The sequence below is a fragment of the Bradyrhizobium sp. SZCCHNRI1009 genome (assembly GCF_032487575.1).
GTDB lineage: Bacteria > Pseudomonadota > Alphaproteobacteria > Rhizobiales > Xanthobacteraceae > Bradyrhizobium.
Genome location: NZ_JAUEUL010000007.1, coordinates 87,022 through 105,021 on the forward strand (window position 1 = coordinate 87,022; position 18,000 = coordinate 105,021).

Sequence of the window (18,000 nt, forward strand, 5' to 3'; positions counted from 1 at the left end):
AAAAGATCATGCTCAAACAAAGAGCTAGCGCGGGCCTGCGGCCGTGATGAAACCGGCGACGGCTTCGACCATGTCGGGGTCGAGCGGACGGTCCGGGTCGTTGTAGGAGGCGAGGTTCTCGTCCTCGTTGGCGACATCGACCAGGACGTGGTTCATGTCCGGCAGCCACAGCGACTTGGCGGCCGGTGCGGCGGCGGCGAGCGCCACCATGTCGAGGCGTGCGATCTGGTGATCGCGGGCGCCGCCGACGATCAGGATCGGGATCGTGAGCTGCTTCAGCGGATCGATCGGGTCCTCGGCGAAGGCGGAGCCGATGCTTGGCTGCATGCTCGGCGCGATCGGCAGCTCGGGCGGCGGCGGGTCCACGATCTGCCCGGCCATGATGGCATCGATCGCCTTGGCGACCGGCTCCATCTTCGCCGCCGGCAGCTTCTTCTCGAGTTGCGCCTTGAGCAGATCGCCCTGCCGCCGCGCCGAGGTGGTGAGCAGCACGAGGCGGTCGACCGGGGTGCGGCGGGCGGTGAGGATGGCGACCAGGCCGCCCTCGCTGTGGCCGACGAGAACGATGCGGGCGAACTTGCCGCGCAGGAAGTCGACCAGCGAAGCGGCGTCGTCGACATAGTCCTTGAAGCGGAAGTCCTCAGGCTTGCCGAATTCCGCCTTCCAGCCGCGCGCGCCGCGCTTGTCGTAGCGCAGGCTGGCAATGCCCTGGAGGGCGAGCTGCTCGGCGAGCTTCTTCAAGGTCGCCGGCTTGAGCTGCGGCCCGTTGCCGTCCCGGTCCGTCGACCCCGAGCCGGCGATCAACAGCGCCACCGGCGGGCGCGCGACACCCGCTGGCGTCGTCAAGACGGCGTCGAGTGGGCCAATGCGGACGGCGCTCTCCTCGGCCGAGACCGCCGAAGCGAGGGCCATCAGCGCCAAAGCGAGCGCGCAGCGGATCACGACGGACCGCATCGGTCAGTCGATCTTCCGCGCTTCCTCGGGCAGCATGATCGGGATGCCGTCGCGGATCGGGTAGGCGAGCTTCGCCGACCGGGAGACCAGCTCCTGCTTCGCCGCGTCGTATTCCAGCGGGCCCTTGGTCATCGGACAGACCAGGATCTCGAGCAGCTTGGGATCGACGGAATTGGCGGGGCGTTCGAGCGGGGCGTTCATGGCAAGGGTCTCCGGCGGGCGCCTCTGTAGCATATCGCGCGCCTGCTTGTCGTCCATCAAGGCCTGTGCAGGGCGATCCGGATCAGTTCGTCGATGACCGTGTCCAGTTGCCGGGCCGGCAACGGCCGATCCGACAGCGCATGGCCGAGAAAAGCCCAGTACAGCACCTGGGCGCGTGCGTGTGCGATCGTCGGCGTCAGTCCCTCGGCTGCAAGCAGGCTCTCGACATAGCCCAGCCGGCGCCTATCGATGGCCTGCACCGCCTGGCGCGCGGCGGGGTCGGATCCGGCCCAGTTGCGCACGGCGCGCTCCAGGACGAGCTTGACCGTGAACGTGCGCCGGAGGAGCACGGCAATCGCCGGCTGGTCGCCGGCGCTCGCCTCCACCCCGGTGATGATCTGCTCGGCCGCAATCTCCCGCCACGTCTTGAGGAGGGCGGCGTGAAACGCAGCCACGTCGGCGAAATGCCAGTAGAAGCTGCCGCGTGACACGCCCAGGGCTTTCGCCAGCGGTTCCGCCTTCAGCGCGGTGAAGCCTTGGCTGGCCAGCACCTTCAATCCCTGGTCCAGCCAATCGTCGGCCGAGAGCTGATCGGTCATGTCGTCTCCATGAGACGACCATACACAACTGTATTGACGGCCGCCAGGACGTCGTGCACCATCCATACAGAACTGTATGGAGGGTGTGCCATGCGTGATGTGCTGCTGGTATGCGCGGGGCTGCTGGCGATCACCGTCGCCGTGATCCATGGCGTGCTCGGCGAGACGATGGTCTTCGCGCGTGCCGCCATCTCGCCGGAGCGGCTGCGAACCCTGCTGCGGCTGGTCTGGCAGACTGGCACGGTGGCGTGGATCGGCTGTGGCGTGCTGCTCGCCGTCGCCCCGCAAATGGCGTCGGAGCCGGCGCGGCATTGGACGGTGGCCACGGTCATCGTCGTGTTCGCTTTCGCTGCAGGCGCCAATGCGCTGGCGACGCGCGGGCGGCATTTCGGCTGGGTCATGCTCGCCGGCGTGGTCGGTCTCGCCATCGCCGGCTACTGATGCGGGGAATTCCGGTCGAACGCAGCGCCGCCACGTACCCGGCCAGAGGAAGGCACCGTGACGCTCCGTCACCGCCGCGTCGCCTCAACTGCCGTTCGGCCGCACTCCGTTCACCGCGAGGCCACTGCCGCGACACATTCGCCAAGAATGGTTCCAACTTAGAAGGAGTCTCTTTGCAGACACGGCGACGAGCCGCTTAGTTGTTCGTCGTCGCGAACGGGTGCCCGGTGTCGACATCGATCCGGGGCGCGCAACCGTTCTCCGATTTGCTTGTCTGGATAGGAGAGGGGACGGATCGATGTTGGTCGACGTGGTGCGGAAGTTGGTCGTCGTAGGTGGAAGCGTCGGCATGCTCGTGATGGCAGCGCAGGCGCACGCCGGCGGATCGAACGAGATCTGCCTCACCTATGCCAATGGTCAATTCGAGCCCAAGGAGCCGACCGTTCCTGCGGACGCGCCGCTGACCATCCGCGTCAGGAACATGGAGGGCAAGGCCATCGAGTTCGAGAGCGAGACCCTGAAGGTCGAGAAGGTGATCGCGGCCAACAGCGAGGCGGTTCTCAACGTCCGCGCGATGAAGTCCGGGCGCTACGAGTTCTATAACGACTTCAACGAAAAGGCCCGCGGCTTCGTCAACGTCCAATAGGTCCAGATCCCATGCTCGCCGCCCTGATCATCGTCTTCCGCGAAGTGTTCGAAGCCGGCCTGATCGTCGGCATCGTGCTTGCCGTCACCAGCGCGGTCCCGCATCGCCTGCGCTGGATCGGCGCGGGGCTGTTTGCCGGCCTGGTCGGCGCATGCATCGTCGCGGCGTTCGCGGGAACGCTGACTCAGCTCTTTGAAGGCATGGGACAGGAATTGTTCAATGCGGGGATCCTGTCGGCTGCCGTGATCATGCTGACCTGGCACAATGTCTGGATGGCCCGGCACGGCCGCGAGATGAGCAACGAGCTGCGGACGATGGGCCAGGCGGTGGCCGAAGGCGCCAAGCCGCTGGTCGCGCTGGCGACCGTGATCGCCATCGCCGTGTTGCGCGAGGGCAGTGAGGTCGCGCTGTTTCTCTATGGCGTGGCGGCCTCCGGCGACGGCGGCGGGCGGGCGCTGCTCGGTGGCGGCGTTCTTGGCCTGCTGCTCGGCGTCGCCGTCTGTCTCGCGACCTATCTCGGTCTGATGCGCATCCCGCCGCGCGCGCTGTTCAAGACCACCACCGTGCTGATCACCCTGTTGTCGGCGGGAATGGCCGCGCAGGCGGTGTTCTTTCTCGCCCGCGCCAACTGGCTGACGTCATTCGACCAGGTGGTGTGGGATTCGAGCGCGGTTCTGCCCGAGCGTGGCGTCGCCGGGCGGACGCTCAAGGCTCTGATCGGCTATACTGATCAGCCTACCGCGATGCAGCTTGCAGTCTACATCGGGGTGATCGTCGCCACCATCGCGCTGATGCGTCTGACGGCGGCTCCGCCAGCGCCGCGTGCGGCTCCCGCCGAATGATCATTGCAGCGGCGGATCGCCCGAGGTCCGCTTCTTGGCGAGATCCATCTCGGTCACGGCGATGAGGATTTCGGCGCGGGTCTTCAGGTCCGGCGCCTCGAGCATCGCCTGCTTCTCCGCCGGTCCGTAGGGCGACATCATCGCCAGCGCGTTCACGAGCGCCTCGTTCGGCGCCGCTTCGATGCCGGCCCAGTCGACCTTCAGATTATTGGCCTTGAGGAAGTCGGTGAGCACCGCGAGCAGCGCCTCGCGGTCGACCGCGTCCTCACCCTTGCGCGCCGTGAAATCATCGACGAACGGGAAATAATCGACCTTGCACTGCCGATAGGGCGTCAGCACCGTCATTTCCTCGACCACCTTGAAGCGGGACACGCCGGTGAGCTCAAGGATGTAGCGGCCATCGCCGGACTCGGCGAGCTGCGTGATCCGGCCGACGCAGCCGACCTTGAACAGCACCGGGCGCTCCTCGCTGGAGGAATGGGTGACGTCGGGCTGGATCATGCCGATGAGCCGATGGCCGTCGCGAAGCGCATCGTCGACCATCGCGAGATAACGCGGCTCGAAGATGTTGAGCGGCATTTGGCCGCGCGGCAGCAGCAAGGCTCCCGCCAACGGAAACACCGGAACGATCTCCGGCAGCTCGGCGGGACCGCGATATTCGGCATTGATCGGCATGCGATACCTCGTGTCCGCTGGAACGAGCGCGCGTCCCGCCCAGCCGGGTTACGAAAACAGGATCGTCGACAGCCGCTTGCGGCCCTCGATGGTGGCCTCGTCGGCGCCGCCCCAGGCTTCGAAGAACTGCACGAGCTGCTTGCGCGCGCCGTCCTCGTTCCATTTGCGGTCACGCTTCACGATCTCGAGCAACTGGTCGGTGGCTTCCTTCCGCTTGCCCGCGGCGTTCAGCGCGGTCGCCAGGTCGAAACGCGCCTGGTGGTCGAGCGGATTGGCGGCGACCTTCTGTTCGAGCTCGCCGACCGGCCCGAGCGACTGGGCCTGTTCGGCCAGATCGATCGCGGCCTGCACGGCGGAGACCGCCGAATCGCTGCGCTTGGAGTCCGGGACCATCGCCAGCGTCTGCTTGGCCTCGTCGATCGCGCCGAGCTCGACCTGGCACTTGGCAAGCCCGGCGATCGCCGGGATGTTGGCGGCGTCGACCGCGAGCACCTCGGCATAGATCTCGGCCGCGCCGGCCGCATCGCCCTCGGCCAGCACGGCTTCGGCTTCCTTGAGGATCTCGGCGATGTCGGGCTCGCCGGCGCCGGGAACGCCCTTGGTGATCTTTTCGATGAAGGTGGCGACCTGGCCCTCGGGCACGGCACCCATGAAGCCATCGGCGGGCCGTCCGCCGACGAACGCGATCACGGCCGGAATCGACTGGATGCCCATCTGGCCCGGGATGGCCGGATGCTCGTCGATGTTCATCTTGACCAGCTTGACCTTGCCCTTGGCGGCCTTGACGGCCTTTTCCAGGATGGGCGTCAGCTGCTTGCACGGTCCGCACCACGGCGCCCAGAAGTCGATGAGGACCGGCTGCCGCTTCGATTCCTCGATGACGTCCTTCACGAAGCTCTGCGTCGTGGTGTCCTTGATCAGATCCGGCACCTGCGGCGCCGCTCCGCCGCCCTGTTCAACAATGGTCACGGGGTCCCTCGTCCGAAAAAATTCCGATGGACGGCGACCGGGAACCGGCCGCCGCCGCGCCTCAATACACGTTTTCTTTCACTTTAAGTGGCGGTCCAGCCGGAAATTTCAATCAGCGCCCATCGCGGTCCGGCGATGGGCAGGTTTTGGCCCGGTTCGGCCGGTCCCGACCGCTAAAATTTGAACGTCGCCGGCGTACGAAACCTGTCGCAGACCTGTTGCATTCGTCCGCGGCATTTGGCATAGGTCTGCCCATCGCTGGCGGCCACGCCGCCAAGGCGTCACGGATGCGGGTGTAGCTCAGTGGTAGAGCACGACCTTGCCAAGGTCGGGGTCGAGGGTTCGAACCCCTTCGCCCGCTCCAAAAATTCCGCTCCGTTGCTCTCTCGCTTTATGCCTCATCGTTTCGTCGCCGGGGATTTGTCCCAGGCCGCGAGTGCGTCGGCAAATATCCGATCCCCACTTGGACCTTTGCCGATTGCGAGGATGCCCCGGCGCTGGTTCGCATAGACGACCGGGATGTCGAACCATTCGCGCCGCGCGAGAAGCTCCTCATTGCGTGCGCGATCGGCCTCGACGTTGGACAAGCCGACCAGGAACGAGCCTTCGGTGATCTTGACGGAGAGCCCGGCGAGCGGCGTCCCGCGCGACTTCTCATCCGTCTTCATCAGCATTCCCGGCACGTTGCTGACGCCGCCACCGACGAAATCGGCGGCGGGCCTGAAGGTGAGCTCGGCGACATGGCTGGCCGGCAGGCTGGGATCGTCGTTGCGGCGCAGCTGCAGGCTGACCTTCAGCTTGCGCTCGGGAATGTCGATCTCGCCACGGATCACCGGCGTGGGCCGCCCTGATTGTGCATTCTTGACCGTCTCGGTCCGCCAGGTCACCGAGCCGGAATACCGCTTGCCGTTGGGGTTGGAGAGATCCTCGTCATACAGCACCGCGAGTCCGGGCGTCCGCGCGTCCGGCGCGTCGGAGGATGCGGCCGGGCTGGGCAGGGGAGCGCTGCTACGTCCGGCGCCCAGGCCAGCGGGCTGCGCTGGCTTCGCCGCAGCGGCGTTCAGTTGGGCGCTGCCGTCGATCGACGTGAACATCACGAGCGGGCGCTGCGCTCCGCCGGTGGCGCGCTCCACCGCCGCGTTGGTCTGGTTGAAGGTCTCGATCAGGCGTTGGCCAGGCTGCTGGAGCGCTTCTGCAAGGGCGGCGGCGAACACGCCGTGACCGTCCGGACCGCGCTGTCCCGCCGTCCCGGCCTGTGCGGCAAAGGAGATCACGGTCTGTGCGGAAACGTCGACCGGGACGAGGCCGGCGGCAAGACCGGCGATGCCGCGCCCGGCGAACGGATTGGAGCGGAAGGCGTCGAGAATGATCACGTTTTGCCGGGAGCTCGATCCGCTCAGCTCGCGCAGAATGCCAGTCAGGTCGCGCAGCTCGGTGGTCAGGTCCGCGGGCGTCGCCGGCGCCGCGTCGACCGGGACGAGATAATCGGCGCCGCCCAGGTTGAGTCCGTAGCCGGCGTAATAGACCAGCGCGACGTCGGCGTCGGCGATCCGGCCCTTGAACTCGGCCAGCGCGCGATCGAAGCCGCGTCGGTCGAGGTCGATCTGCGCAGCACCACCGCTCAGGGTGAAGCCCAGCCGCGACAGGCTGTCGGCGATCAGCCGGGCGTCCGCCGCCGGCTCGTCCAGCAGCGGCGCGCGCTCGTGGATGGAGTTGCCGATCACCAACGCCACCCGCTTGTCAGCGGCAGCCGGCCCCGTGGTGATCAGGATCGCGCCGACCCAAAGTATGATTGCAGACAGCAGCTGCCCAACTCGGCCGATCACCCGACGCATGCCAACGATCTCCTGCCATCCGATCCGAACGCTCGCGGTGGTAATACCGCAAGTCGAACAAAACCGGAACAAGAATCGTGGCAGAAAAGAGAAAATTGCCGCCGGGTGTTGGCCGCCTAGACGACCACCGGCGTGCGCACCCGCCCGGCGTCGCCGAACACCCGCAGGTAACGCGCGATCTCGGTGGGGTCGCCGGTCGCCTTCTCCGGGTTGTCGGACAGCTTCACGGCGGGATGGCCGTCCGCCGACGTCACCTTGCAGACCAGCGAGATCGGATCGAGGTCGACCGAGCCGTCCGGCGAGCAGCCGACGAAATCGTTGGTCAGGTTGGTGCCCCAGCCGAATGACAGCCGCACCTGGTCGGAGAAGCGATGATGGATCTGCTCGATGGATTCGACGTCCATCGCGTCGGAGAACACCAGGAGCTTCTGCTTGGGATCGCGTCCCTTCGATTTCCACCAGGCGATGATCTCCTCGCCGGCCTGGATCGGCGGCGCGCTGTCGGGCCGGAAGCCGGTCCAGTCGGCGACCCAATCGGGTGCGTCGCGCAGGAAGGCCTTGGTGCCGAATGCGTCGGGCAGCGCGATCAGGAGGTTGCCGGCATAGGTCTGCCGCCACTGGTCGAGAATGCGATAGGGCGCGAAGCGAAGCTCGTCATCGTCCTTGGCAAGCGCCGCCGCGACCATCGGCAGCTCATGCGCGTTGGTGCCGATGGCTTCGAGATCATTGTCCATCGCCAGCAGCACGTTGGAAGTGCCGGTGAACGACGAGCCGAGACCTTCCTTCACGGCCTCGACGCACCAGCGCTGCCACAGGAAGCCGTGACGGCGGCGGGTGCCGAAATCCGACAGCCGCAGGCCGTCCAGCTTGCGCAGCCGCTCCACCTTGGCCCACAGCTTGGCCTTGGCGCGAGCGAACAGTACGTCGAGCGCGAACCGGCCCTGGCCCTTCATCGCTTGGCGCGAGCGCAGCTCGTTGACGATGGCGAGCGCCGGGATCTCCCACATCGTGGTGTGCGTCCATGGCCCATGGAAATGCAGCTCGTACTGGCCCTCGGACTTGCGCAGCTCGTATTCGGGCAGGCGGAAATTGGCGAGCCAGGCGATGAACTCCGGCGAGAACATGTGGGTCTTGCCGTAGAACGTGTTGCCGGCCAGCCAGATCAGCTCCTTCTTGGAGAAGCGGATGGTCCGGGCGTGATCGAGCTGAGCGCGCAACTCGCCTTCGTCGATGACGTCGCCGAGCCGTACGCGCTTCGTCCGGTTGATCACCGAGAAGGTCACCTGCTGATTCGGGTAGAACTCCCGAATCATCTGCAGCATCAACAGCTTGTAAAAATCGGTATCGAGCAGGCTGCGCACGATCGGATCGAGGCGCCAACCGTGATTATAGGTTCTGCTCGCGATGTCTGTGACTGTCATGTGATCGTTCTACAGCGCCGGCCGCAAACCCGCCACTGGGCTTGTCGCAGGTGAACCTTGTGGCGCGGCGGCATCCTCGCTCGCACTTTTTGAGGGCTATTCGCGCGCCAGCAGCGGTACGCCGGGATCGAACGCCAGCACAGCTTCGGCCCATTTCGCGACGCGGAGCACGTGGAGGTCGTTGCGATAGGGGCCGGTGATCTGCACGCCGAGTGGAAGGCCGTCATGGCCGAACCCCGCCGGCAGGGAGATTGCAGGCGCTCCGACGAAGGTCCAGGGCGCGCAATATTCGGCATCGCCGGTCCAATCCAGGCCGCGCGGCGCTTCGCCGAAGGCCGGCAAGGTGAGCACCGCATCGAACCCGTCGAGCTCGGTTGCGAGCGCCCTCTGCCGGTGGGCCTGGGCCGCCTTGGCGGCGAGATATTCCATGGCGGTCTTGCTGCGGCCGCTCTCGACATGGTCCTTCATGACCGCGCTGACGCGATCCGGATAGCGCGCGATCAGATCGGAGAAGATCGTGGTCGCCTCGCTGAGCATGATGGTGGTGACCGCCTTCCCGTTCACCGTATCGAGCTCTCTCAGTTCGATCTCGGTGATCGCTGCGCCGGCGCTGCGCAACGTGTCGACGACCGACTCGAACACCGCCTTCTGGTCCGCCTCCGCGCGCTCCCATTTGGCGAAGCGTACCACCGCGAGCCGCGGCCTGGAGAGCGGCGCGACGCCCTGCGCAACATCCACCGTGAAGCCCGGCAGCGGCCGGCCGTGGCGATCGTCGGCGCTGCTGCCGGCCAGCAGCGAGAGGGCGAAGGCGACGTCGTCGACGCGGCGGGCGAAAAAGCCGACATGGTCGAGCGACGGGCTGAGCGGATGCACGCCGACGCGGGGAATCGCGCCGAAGCTCGGCTTGAAGCCGACGACGCCGTTGAACGCCGCCGGCCGGATCACCGAGCCGAGCGTCTGCGTGCCCAGCGCCAGCGGCACCAGGCCGGCCGCAACCGCCGCGGCTGATCCGGACGATGAGCCGCCCGGCGTGTGCTCGGGGTTCCATGGGTTGACGGTCGGGCCTGGATGACGCCAGGCGAATTCGGTCGAGACCGTCTTGCCGAAGATCGTCGCGCCGAGATTGCGCAGCCGCTCGACCACCCAGGCGTCCGCCTCCGGGACGTGATCGCGATAGATCTGCGAGCCGTTGGTGGTCGGCATGTCCGAGGTGGCGATGATGTCCTTGATGGCGACGGGAATTCCGCGCAGCGGTCCGGCCTTCGCCGTGACGTCGCGCGGCAGATATTCGAACGCCTTCAACTGCGGCTCGATCGCCCGTGTCCTCGTCAGACATTCTTCACCATAGCCCGCCGCCGCGGCCGGGTCGGCGGCGAACCGGCGCAGCAGCTCGAGAACACCTGCACCGGCCTTCGGCGTCTGAAGTTCGGACTGTCGCGACATCGGGCATCCTGTTTGGCACGAGTTTTGTTCGGCACGAGTCTTGGAGGTTCTCGCACGGCCCGCGCCCGCTCGTGCTGCCGCAGAGTAGCGACTGGCGATGCGCCCGCCAGTCGCGCCTGCGATCGGTGCGTATGAATACAGCGCATGGCCGTTCTTGCCGTCAGCGCAAAAGCGATCGACGGGTTGCAAGAGCGCGCACATCAAGCGCGCATTTGGCATGCTTTGAGTGCAGAGGCGGCTCGTGAGTGCCGCGCAAACTTCGCCGCAATCCGCTTCTCACCCGCTCAGGATGTGCTACCATTTTCGCGCAGGACCACTCGACGTGGCCGGCCAAAGGACGTCCTCAGATACGTTCCGAAAAGTAGACGCAGCCAGACGAGCTGCCTCATGGGAGTGAAGCGATGACATCGGCTTTCCACCGAAGCATTCTTGCGCTTGCAACAATCGGTCTTCTCGCCGGCACCAGCATTGCCGGCGCGCAGCAGAAATCCGACGCGGGTAAGCCGCTCAAGAAGTACGAATCGGGCACCAAGGAATTCTGGACGCATCCGCCGGACGACTGGTTCCTCGGCGACGAGACCGAGGCGCAGAAGGGGTTGGCGCCGCCATCGGGCCCGCCGACCGGCGCCTCCGATGCCGAGCTCGCCAAGATCGTCAAGCAGGTGAAGCTGCCCGACGGCTTCAAGATGGAAGTCTGGGCCTCGGGCGTGCTTGCCGCGCGGCAGATGGCCTGGGGCGACAAGGGCACGCTGTTCGTCGGCTCGTTCGGGCTCGGCAACGTCTATGCGATCAGCGACAAGGGCGGCAAGCGCGAGGTCAAGACGGTCCTCAAGGGCCTGAACATGCCGACCGGCCTCGCCTTCCAGGACGGCAATCTGTACGTCATCGCCGTCGACAAGCTGATCAAATATGAGAATGCCGAGGCCAATCTCGACAATCTCGGCCAGGGCAAGGTCGTCTATGACGACATGCCGTCCTATGCGGCGCATGGCTGGAAATACATCGCGGTCGACAAGGACGGCTGGTTCTATATTCCCTTCGGACCGCCCTTCAACATCGGCATTCCGCCGACGTCCGTGTCGCAGATCCGCCGCGTCGATCCGCGCACCGGCAATGCCGAGATCTATGCGCTCGGCGTGCGCAACAGCGTCGGCGGCGACGTCGATCCGCGCACCGGCAAATACTGGTTCACGGAGAATGCGCGCGACTGGGTCAGCGACGATCTGCCGAGCGACAAACTCAACATGATCTCGAAGCTCGGCGAGCATTTCGGCTATCCCTATTGCCACCAGGGCGACCTGCCGGATCCGAAGTTCGCGATGGGCCACAAATGCTCGGAGTTCACGCCTCCGGTGCTGAACCTCGGGGCTCACGTCGCGCCCCTGGGCATGAAGTTCTATACCGGCGACCAGTTCCCGGCGGAGTACAAGAACAACATCCTGATCGCCGAGCACGGCTCCTGGAACCGGCACAAGTACCAGGGCGCCCGGATCATGCGCGTCATCGTCGGTCCCGACGGCAAGGACGCCAAGCAAGAGGTGTTCGCTTCCGGCTTCATCGAGGGCGACCAGGGCTACCTCGGCCGTCCCGACGACATCATCCTCGCCAAGGACGGTTCGATCCTGGTGGCGGACGACTGGGCCGGCGCGATCTATCGCATCAGCTACGAGAAGAAGTGATCTCGTCGTGAAAGCGGGGCTGCGCGCTGCCTTATGGCGGCCGCAGCCCCAACTATTTTCGGGGCTGCGCGTTGATCTGAGCGTGGCGATCCCGGCCGCGCAGGCGAAGCCGGGCATTCGGAGGATTTGACATGCGTCATGGAGTTGCCGCTGCGGCATGCGTGCTGGCGCTGGTGTTGATGAGCCCCTCCGCGCAGGCGGCTGATGTCGAAGCCGGCAAGGCAAAGGCCGAGCTCTGCGTCGGCTGCCATGGCGAGAACGGCATCTCCCAGACCGAGAACATTCCTTCGCTGGCCGGCCAGCAGGACCAGTTCATCCAGTGGCAGCTGGTGTTCTTCCGGGCCGGCACCCGCAAGAACGAGGCGATGAAGCCGATCATCGATCAGCTGAACAACGAGGACATCCGCAACCTCGGCGCCTATTTCGCTTCGCTGCAGCCGGCGAAGTCACCGCCCGACGATAATCCGGAGCTGTCGAAGAAGGGCGCCGAAGCCGCCGCCGGTCGCCGCTGTGCCTCATGCCATCTCGACAGCTATGCCGGCACCAAGGGCGTGGCGCGGCTCGCCGGCCAGCGCGAGGAATATCTCGTCAAGGCGCTGCACGACTACAAGAGCGGACAACGCGTCGGCGGCAGCCAGGCTGCGATGACGGATGTTGCCTATCCGCTGAGCGACGAGGAGATCACGGCGCTGGCGCATTATCTGGCGCATTTGTAGTCGGGATGGTTGCCAAGACAAAGGCCGTCGTCCCGGACGCCGGTCCGGGACCCATACCGCGGAATCTATCGAGGGACTTCGCTCATCGTTGCCGCCTCATCGAGGCTACTTCCCCCGCTGTGCCTCGTAAACCTTGAGCTGGGTATAGGCGATGCGCAGCCGCGGCACCGGGACCTTGGCCGCATCGGCGCGGGCGACGAGATCGCCGATGACGTGATCGGCCTCGACCGGCAGGCCGGCGCGCAGATCGCGGAACATCGAGGCGGTCATGGGGGAACCCTCCGCCGTGAGCATGCCGGAAACGCGCTGGAAGAAGGCGCCGGCCGGAGGGTAGCCTGCAGCCGCAGCGGTGGCGCTGCATTCATCGAGCATGCCGAGCAGGAAATCCTTGCCGCCCGGCGCGGTCAGGATCACGCCGACCGGCCCGCGCATCAAGGTGGTCGACGCCGCGAGCGAGGACAGGAAAACCCACTTCTCCCACATGTCCTGCATGATGTTCTCGCTGGCCGACGCATTGAAATTGCCGCGCTGGAAAATCTCGAAGATCGCGCGGACGCGCTCCGACGATCCGCCGTCGCGTTCGCCGAAGCTCAGCGACTGCATCGGCTGCAGCTGCACCACCTCGCGGCTCTCGTTCAAGGTCGCGGCGATGGCGCAGAGCCCGCCGAGCACGCGCGCGCGACCGAACCTGGCGTCGAGCACGTCGAGGTGCCTCATGCCGTTCAGCATCGGGATGATCGCGGTGTCAGGTCCCACCGCGGGTGCAAACGAGTCGATCGCGTCGTCGAGATCAAACGCCTTGCAGCTCAGCAGTACGACGTCGAAGTGCTGCTTCAAACCGTCCGCCTGCACCGTCTTCGGATTGGGCAAGGTGACGTCACCGGTCGGACTGCGGATCACGAGGCCGGCACTGGCGAGCTCAGCCGCGCGGCGCGGGCGGACCAGGAAGGTGACATCGGCACCGGACTGCAGCAGCCGGCCGCCGAAATAGCCGCCGATGGCACCGGCGCCGACGACGAGAATACGCATGGGTGGATCCCTCTGTGAGCGGGCCGCATCATGCAGAAGCGAGTGACGAATGGCGAGCAGCGAATGGGAATAGGCTCCATTCCCTATTCGCTACTCCCTATTCGCCATTCGCCTCTACCATTTCTCGCCGAACGGCCGGATCTCCATTTCGAAGGTCCAGGCGCTCTTCGGCTGCTGGTAGAGCTGCCAATAGGCACCGGCGACCGACGCCGGCGGCATCAGCAGGTCCGGATTGTCCAGCGCCTCCTGACCCCAGAGCTGGGCGCGGCGCTCGCGGACCCATGCGGTATCGACGCCGGAATCGATGATGAGATGGGCGACATGGATGTTCTGCGGCATCAGTTCGCGCGCCATCGCCTGCGCCACGGCGCGCAGTCCGAACTTGGCCGAAGCGAAGGCGGCATAGCCGGAGCCGCCGCGCAGCGACGCGGTCGCGCCGGTGAAGAAGATCTTGCCGCCGCCGCGGGGCAGCATCAGCCGGGCGGCCTCGCGCCCGGTGACGAAGCCGGCCCAGCACGCCATCTCCCAGACCTTGCGGAACACCCGGTCCGTCGTCTCGAGGATCGGGAAGTTCACGTTGGCGCCGACGTTGAAGATCACGACCTCGAGCGGCGCATGCCTGTCGGCGTCATTGAGGAAGGCGGTGGTCTCGTCCTCCTTGCGGGCATCGAGCGAGCGCGCCACGATCCGCCCGCCGGCGGCCTCGACCTCCGCGACCAGCGGCGCGAGCTTGTCGCCATTGCGGCGGCCGGCGAACACCGTGAAGCCTTCCGACGCGAACTTCTTGACGATCTCGGCGCCGATGTAGTCGCCGGCCCCGACGACCGCGACGGTGGCGTTGCGCTGTTGCATGCTTTGTCTCCCGATCTCACTTCAGCGTCATTGCGAGGAGCCCCGGGTCTCGCCTATGGCGAGCCCGTCGGGCCGTGCTTCGAGTGGACCCGTCGGCTCGCGATGATGGCGATCACTTGCCCAGGATATATTCCTCGACGTCGCGCAACTGCTCCTTGCCGAAGAACATCTCGTTGCCGACGAAGAAGGTGGGCGAACCGAATGCGCCGCGCTCGACGGCGGCTTGCGTGTTCTCCACGAGCTTCGCCTTGACCTCGGGCTCCTGGGCGCGCGCGAACAGCTTGGCTCCGTCAAGCCCGGAGGATGTGATCGCAGCAATCGCGATCTCGGGATCGTCCATCTTTTTCGGCTCGCGCCACATGTGGTGGAACGCCGCGTCGACATAGGCCTCGAACACGCCTTCGATCTGGGCGGCGATGGCCGCGCGCATCAGGTTCAGCGTATTCACCGGGAAGTATGGATTCCAGACCCAGGGCTGCACGTGGTAGCGCTTGAGGAAACGCTGCGTCTCGACCTCGTGGAACTCACGCTTGTTCCTGACGCCGGCGAGCGACTCGGCGGGCGACTTGTTGTTGGTCGCCTTGAAGATGCCGCCGAGCAGCACCGGGACATAGTAGAACTGGACGCCGATCCGCTGCACGATCGCCGGGATCGCCTCGTGGCTCAGATAGGCGTTGGGACTGCCGAAGTCGAACATGAATTCTGGCGCTGGACGGCTCATGGGCGGTCTCCTCGGTTTTTCACATTGTGGTCCAGCGCAGCAGCCCCGTCCAGGGTTTTATGACGGTCATCATATTCCAGCGGCCGGGAGGCGTCGGGAGTGCATCAGATCATCCTGTGCACCGTCCGCTTGCGCCAGACCACGAGATAATAGCTCATCTGCAGCAGCATCATCGCGGCGAATGTGATGGGATAGGCGAGCCAGACGCCGTCGAGTCCGATGCTGCGGCTGAGCCAGGTGGCAGCCGGCACCTCGATCGCGGCGATCGCAAACGCCGAGATCGCCAGCGGCATCCACACCGTCCCGGAGGCGCGCATCGCCGACGAGAACGTGATGGATATGCCGAACAGCACCGAGCTCCACAGCACGATGTGCAGCGAATGCTGCGCCACCTCGATGACGGCTGGGTCGGTGATGAAGAAGCCCATCAGCACCCGTGAGAACAGATAGCCGATCGCGACGAGGCCGCCGGTCAGCACGACATTCATCTCGATGCCGGTCCGCACGATGTCGCCGATCTGCCCGGCCTGGCCGCGGCCGATCGCCTGGGCGCCGAAGATCGAGACCGAGATCGCGATCGACAGCGCCGGAAACTGCACGTAGCCGAGCACCTGGTTGACCGCGCCATAGGCCGCCGTCGCGTCCGAGCCGAAGCCGTTGACGAGGCCGATCAGCACCATCTCTGCCAAGGACATCACGATCATGCCGATCGCGGCGGGGATGCCCAGCCGCAGCACCGCCCGCAGCAGTTTCGTGTCCGGCAGCATGCCCCGCAGGAGTGCCGTATCGATCGCCAACGGGTGCTTGCGCCGGCGCAGATGGAGATGGAGCCAGGCCAGCGTCGTCAGCGTCGAGATTGCCGAGGCCCAGGCCGCGCTGGCGACGCCGAGCACGGGCGCGCCGAGCCATCCGCGGATGAACACCGGCGTCAGCACCAGCCCGAGCGTGGTCGATGCGGCGAGCGAGGCCAGCGGCGTCACGGTGTCGCCGACGCCGCGCATCTGTGACGACAGCAGGATGTAGGCGAAGGTCAGCGGCATCGTGATCATCATGATGCGGGCATAGCCCGCGGCGGCATCGAGGATGTTGGCGGGCGTGGCGAGCGCGGTCAGCAATTCGCGGCTGAACACGCCGCCCAGCACCGCGATCAGGCCGCCGAGCAGCAGCGCGATGCTCAGGGTCGTGCCGGCGATCTGCTTCACCTTGGCCGGCTCGCCGGCGCCCCAGGCCTGTCCGATCAGGACGCCCGCGCCCGAGCCGAGGCCCATGACGAAGGAGACGAAGAAGAACATCGCCGGGAAGAACACCGAGACGGCGGCGAGCGCGTCGACGCCGATCATCTGGCCGAGATAGACATTGTTGATGGTGCCGAACAGCGATTGCAGGATGTTGCTCAGCATCATCGGAACGACGAACATCAGGAACGGCTTGCGCAGCGAGGCGGTTGGCGGCGACACGGCATGGTTCTCCGTCGACCGCCCTTCGTTCGAGGCACGGCCGTGTTGCGAGGAATGGAAGCGAGAGCCGCCGCGAGCGGCCGCTCTCGTTGACTGTCGAAATCAGCCGATCTCACTCGGCCCTGTGGCGATGCGCGAGCGCCACTGCATGGTCGCGGATGTCGGGCGGCCAGTCCGCGATCAAGCCGGCGAAGCGGGCGAGATCGCCGGCGAACAGCGCGCGGGACGCCTCCTCGAACTGTGGCAGGTTGCTGCCGATCCCCGACATGAAATGATAGGCCGCGTCGCGCGCCTCGCGGGCGCGGTCGCTGTCGCCGTTGGCGCGGCGGGCTTCGTGGACCAGCTTGCGCAGGGCGACCGAGGCGCCGCCCGGCTGCGCATTGAGCCATTCCCAGTGCTGCGGCAGCAACGTGACCTCGCGGGCCACGACCCCGAGCTTTGGCCGGCCGCGGCCGCGCGGCCCGGTCGGCGGCTGGTCTGCGACCACGCCGGCGTCGACCGGCAGGCGGGCCAGGATCTCCCGGTCGCTGCCGCGCAGATCGATGTCGATCGGCTGCCCGGTGCGGTCGTTGAAGATCACGATCGGCTCGGTGTTCGGCGCGGCGTGTTTCAGCACCAGCGCCACCTTGGGCAGGGGCCCGGCGGCGATCCGGGTCTGGCCGGCAAATGCGGTGAAAGTGTCCATGGCTTGGTCCCTTTGATGCGCTTAATAAGACCCGGGCGAAATTAAAGTCAATATTACCCGGATAATTATTGTGGCCCTCCTCCAGTGCCGAGGACGCCTCGCCGAACCCGTCCTGTCCTGCTACGGAACGGCGCCCGCCACTCGATCCGTCCCTGGGAACCCCATGCTCACCGTTCACCACCTCAACAATTCCCGCTCGCAACGCGTGCTCTGGCTGCTCGAGGAGCTCGGCGTCCCCTACGAGATCATCCGCTACGAGCGCCAGCCCGACATGCGCGCGCCCAAGGAGCTGCGCGCCATTCATCCGCTCGGCAAGTCGCCCGTGATTACCGACAACGGCAACACGGTCGCGGAGTCCGGCGCGATCGTCGAATATCTGATCGAGACCTATGGCAATGGCCGCCTGATCCCGCCGCCGAAGACGCCGGAGCGGCTGCGCTATTCGTACTGGCTGCACTATGCAGAGGGCTCGGCGATGCCGCTGCTGCTGCTGAAGCTGCTGTTCAACATCATGCCGAAGCGCGCGCCGGCGCTGCTGCGTCCGATCGTGCGCAAGGTGTCGAACCAGGCGCTGACCACGCTGGTCAATCCGCAGCTCAAGCAGCACATGGCGTTCTGGGAAAGCGAGCTGCAGAAGAGCGAGTGGTTTGCCGGCGAGGCCTTCACCGCGGCCGACATCCAGATGAGCTTCCCGCTGCAGGCGGCGGCATCGCGCGGCGGTCTGGAGCAGGGCCATCCGCGGGCGATGGATTTCCTCGCCCGCATCGAGGCACGGCCGGCCTACAAGATCGCGCTGGAGAAGGGCGGGCCCTACGAGGTCGGCCGCTGAGCCCCG

19 protein-coding genes and 1 tRNA gene are annotated in these 18,000 nt (G+C 66.2%); 7 read left to right on the forward strand and 13 right to left on the reverse strand.

Annotated features, from left to right (window positions below; genetic code table 11):
* Positions 1-24: 24 nt before the first annotated feature.
* From QX010_RS14925 to QX010_RS14935, 3 genes are read right to left on the reverse strand one after another with little or no spacing between them, the layout of a single operon-like run.
* Positions 25-954 carry an alpha/beta hydrolase gene (locus QX010_RS14925; RefSeq protein WP_316180236.1) on the reverse strand — a complete coding sequence of 310 codons (930 nt, stop codon included), beginning with the start codon at positions 952-954 and terminating at the stop codon, positions 25-27.
* Between the two features lie 3 nt (positions 955-957).
* Positions 958-1,155 (reverse strand): Trm112 family protein, encoded by a 198-nt coding sequence (locus QX010_RS14930; protein WP_006613415.1) that lies wholly within the window; start codon positions 1,153-1,155, stop codon positions 958-960.
* A 56-nt stretch (positions 1,156-1,211) separates the two neighbouring features.
* The gene (locus tag QX010_RS14935; RefSeq protein ID WP_316180237.1) at positions 1,212-1,754 is read right to left on the reverse strand and encodes a TetR/AcrR family transcriptional regulator; all 543 of its coding nucleotides are present in this window, start codon (positions 1,752-1,754) and stop codon (positions 1,212-1,214) included.
* 90 nt (positions 1,755-1,844) lie between these two features.
* Here QX010_RS14935 and QX010_RS14940 point away from each other — a divergent pair, with 90 nt between their 5' ends.
* From QX010_RS14940 to QX010_RS14950, 3 genes are all read left to right on the forward strand, one after another.
* Positions 1,845-2,195 carry a hypothetical protein gene (locus QX010_RS14940; RefSeq protein ID WP_315800776.1) on the forward strand — a complete coding sequence of 117 codons (351 nt, stop codon included), beginning with the start codon at positions 1,845-1,847 and terminating at the stop codon, positions 2,193-2,195.
* Positions 2,196-2,544: 349 nt separating this feature from the next.
* Entirely contained in the window at positions 2,545-2,841 is a 297-nt protein-coding gene (locus tag QX010_RS14945; RefSeq protein WP_315800775.1) for a cupredoxin domain-containing protein, read from the forward strand.
* An 11-nt stretch (positions 2,842-2,852) separates the two neighbouring features.
* Positions 2,853-3,683: an FTR1 family protein gene (locus QX010_RS14950; RefSeq protein WP_315800774.1), complete on the forward strand. Its 831-nt coding sequence runs from the start codon at positions 2,853-2,855 to the stop codon at positions 3,681-3,683.
* Here QX010_RS14950 and QX010_RS14955 read toward each other — a convergent pair whose 3' ends face one another.
* Both QX010_RS14955 and trxA read right to left on the reverse strand, forming a co-directional pair.
* On the reverse strand, positions 3,684-4,358 hold the full coding sequence (locus QX010_RS14955; RefSeq protein ID WP_315715855.1) for an LON peptidase substrate-binding domain-containing protein: 675 nt from the start codon (positions 4,356-4,358) through the stop codon (positions 3,684-3,686). It abuts the gene before it with no gap.
* A gap of 48 nt (positions 4,359-4,406) precedes the next feature.
* The gene (gene trxA / locus QX010_RS14960) at positions 4,407-5,327 is read right to left on the reverse strand and encodes a thioredoxin (protein WP_316180239.1); all 921 of its coding nucleotides are present in this window, start codon (positions 5,325-5,327) and stop codon (positions 4,407-4,409) included.
* A 289-nt stretch (positions 5,328-5,616) separates the two neighbouring features.
* Here trxA and QX010_RS14965 point away from each other — a divergent pair.
* Positions 5,617-5,691 (forward strand) — tRNA-Gly (locus QX010_RS14965).
* 34 nt (positions 5,692-5,725) lie between these two features.
* Here QX010_RS14965 and QX010_RS14970 read toward each other — a convergent pair.
* The 3 genes from QX010_RS14970 to QX010_RS14980 form a co-directional block, all read right to left on the reverse strand.
* Entirely contained in the window at positions 5,726-7,162 is a 1,437-nt protein-coding gene (locus QX010_RS14970) for a caspase domain-containing protein (protein ID WP_316180241.1), read from the reverse strand.
* A gap of 116 nt (positions 7,163-7,278) precedes the next feature.
* Complete coding sequence (pncB, locus tag QX010_RS14975; protein WP_316180243.1) at positions 7,279-8,583, reverse strand: nicotinate phosphoribosyltransferase; 1,305 nt, start codon at positions 8,581-8,583, stop codon at positions 7,279-7,281.
* Between the two features lie 96 nt (positions 8,584-8,679).
* The gene (locus tag QX010_RS14980) at positions 8,680-10,026 is read right to left on the reverse strand and encodes an amidase (RefSeq protein WP_316180245.1); all 1,347 of its coding nucleotides are present in this window, start codon (positions 10,024-10,026) and stop codon (positions 8,680-8,682) included.
* Between the two features lie 401 nt (positions 10,027-10,427).
* On the opposite strand from QX010_RS14980, the gene QX010_RS14985 reads away from it, so the two are divergent.
* Together QX010_RS14985 and QX010_RS14990 are read left to right on the forward strand one after the other, a co-directional pair.
* The gene (locus QX010_RS14985) at positions 10,428-11,705 is read left to right on the forward strand and encodes a PQQ-dependent sugar dehydrogenase (RefSeq protein ID WP_315800769.1); all 1,278 of its coding nucleotides are present in this window, start codon (positions 10,428-10,430) and stop codon (positions 11,703-11,705) included.
* 131 nt (positions 11,706-11,836) lie between these two features.
* Positions 11,837-12,421 carry a c-type cytochrome gene (locus tag QX010_RS14990; RefSeq protein WP_316180246.1) on the forward strand — a complete coding sequence of 195 codons (585 nt, stop codon included), beginning with the start codon at positions 11,837-11,839 and terminating at the stop codon, positions 12,419-12,421.
* A gap of 105 nt (positions 12,422-12,526) precedes the next feature.
* On the opposite strand, the gene panE is transcribed toward QX010_RS14990, so the two are convergent.
* The 5 genes from panE to QX010_RS15015 all read right to left on the reverse strand — a co-directional run bounded on the left by panE (position 12,527) and on the right by QX010_RS15015 (position 17,165).
* The gene (gene panE / locus QX010_RS14995) at positions 12,527-13,450 is read right to left on the reverse strand and encodes a 2-dehydropantoate 2-reductase (protein ID WP_316180247.1); all 924 of its coding nucleotides are present in this window, start codon (positions 13,448-13,450) and stop codon (positions 12,527-12,529) included.
* A gap of 114 nt (positions 13,451-13,564) precedes the next feature.
* Complete coding sequence (locus tag QX010_RS15000; RefSeq protein WP_316180249.1) at positions 13,565-14,302, reverse strand: SDR family oxidoreductase; 738 nt, start codon at positions 14,300-14,302, stop codon at positions 13,565-13,567.
* A gap of 112 nt (positions 14,303-14,414) precedes the next feature.
* Positions 14,415-15,023: a 2-hydroxychromene-2-carboxylate isomerase gene (locus tag QX010_RS15005; protein ID WP_316180251.1), complete on the reverse strand. Its 609-nt coding sequence runs from the start codon at positions 15,021-15,023 to the stop codon at positions 14,415-14,417.
* A gap of 104 nt (positions 15,024-15,127) precedes the next feature.
* Positions 15,128-16,441, reverse strand: a complete 1,314-nt coding sequence (locus QX010_RS15010; protein WP_316180456.1) for an MATE family efflux transporter — start codon at positions 16,439-16,441, stop codon at positions 15,128-15,130.
* A 151-nt stretch (positions 16,442-16,592) separates the two neighbouring features.
* Positions 16,593-17,165, reverse strand: a complete 573-nt coding sequence (locus QX010_RS15015; RefSeq protein ID WP_316180253.1) for a DUF2239 family protein — start codon at positions 17,163-17,165, stop codon at positions 16,593-16,595.
* Positions 17,166-17,328: 163 nt separating this feature from the next.
* On the opposite strand from QX010_RS15015, the gene QX010_RS15020 reads away from it, so the two are divergent.
* Positions 17,329-17,994, forward strand: coding sequence for a glutathione S-transferase (locus QX010_RS15020; protein WP_316180255.1), 666 nt, complete (start codon positions 17,329-17,331; stop codon positions 17,992-17,994).
* Positions 17,995-18,000 lie beyond the last annotated feature (6 nt).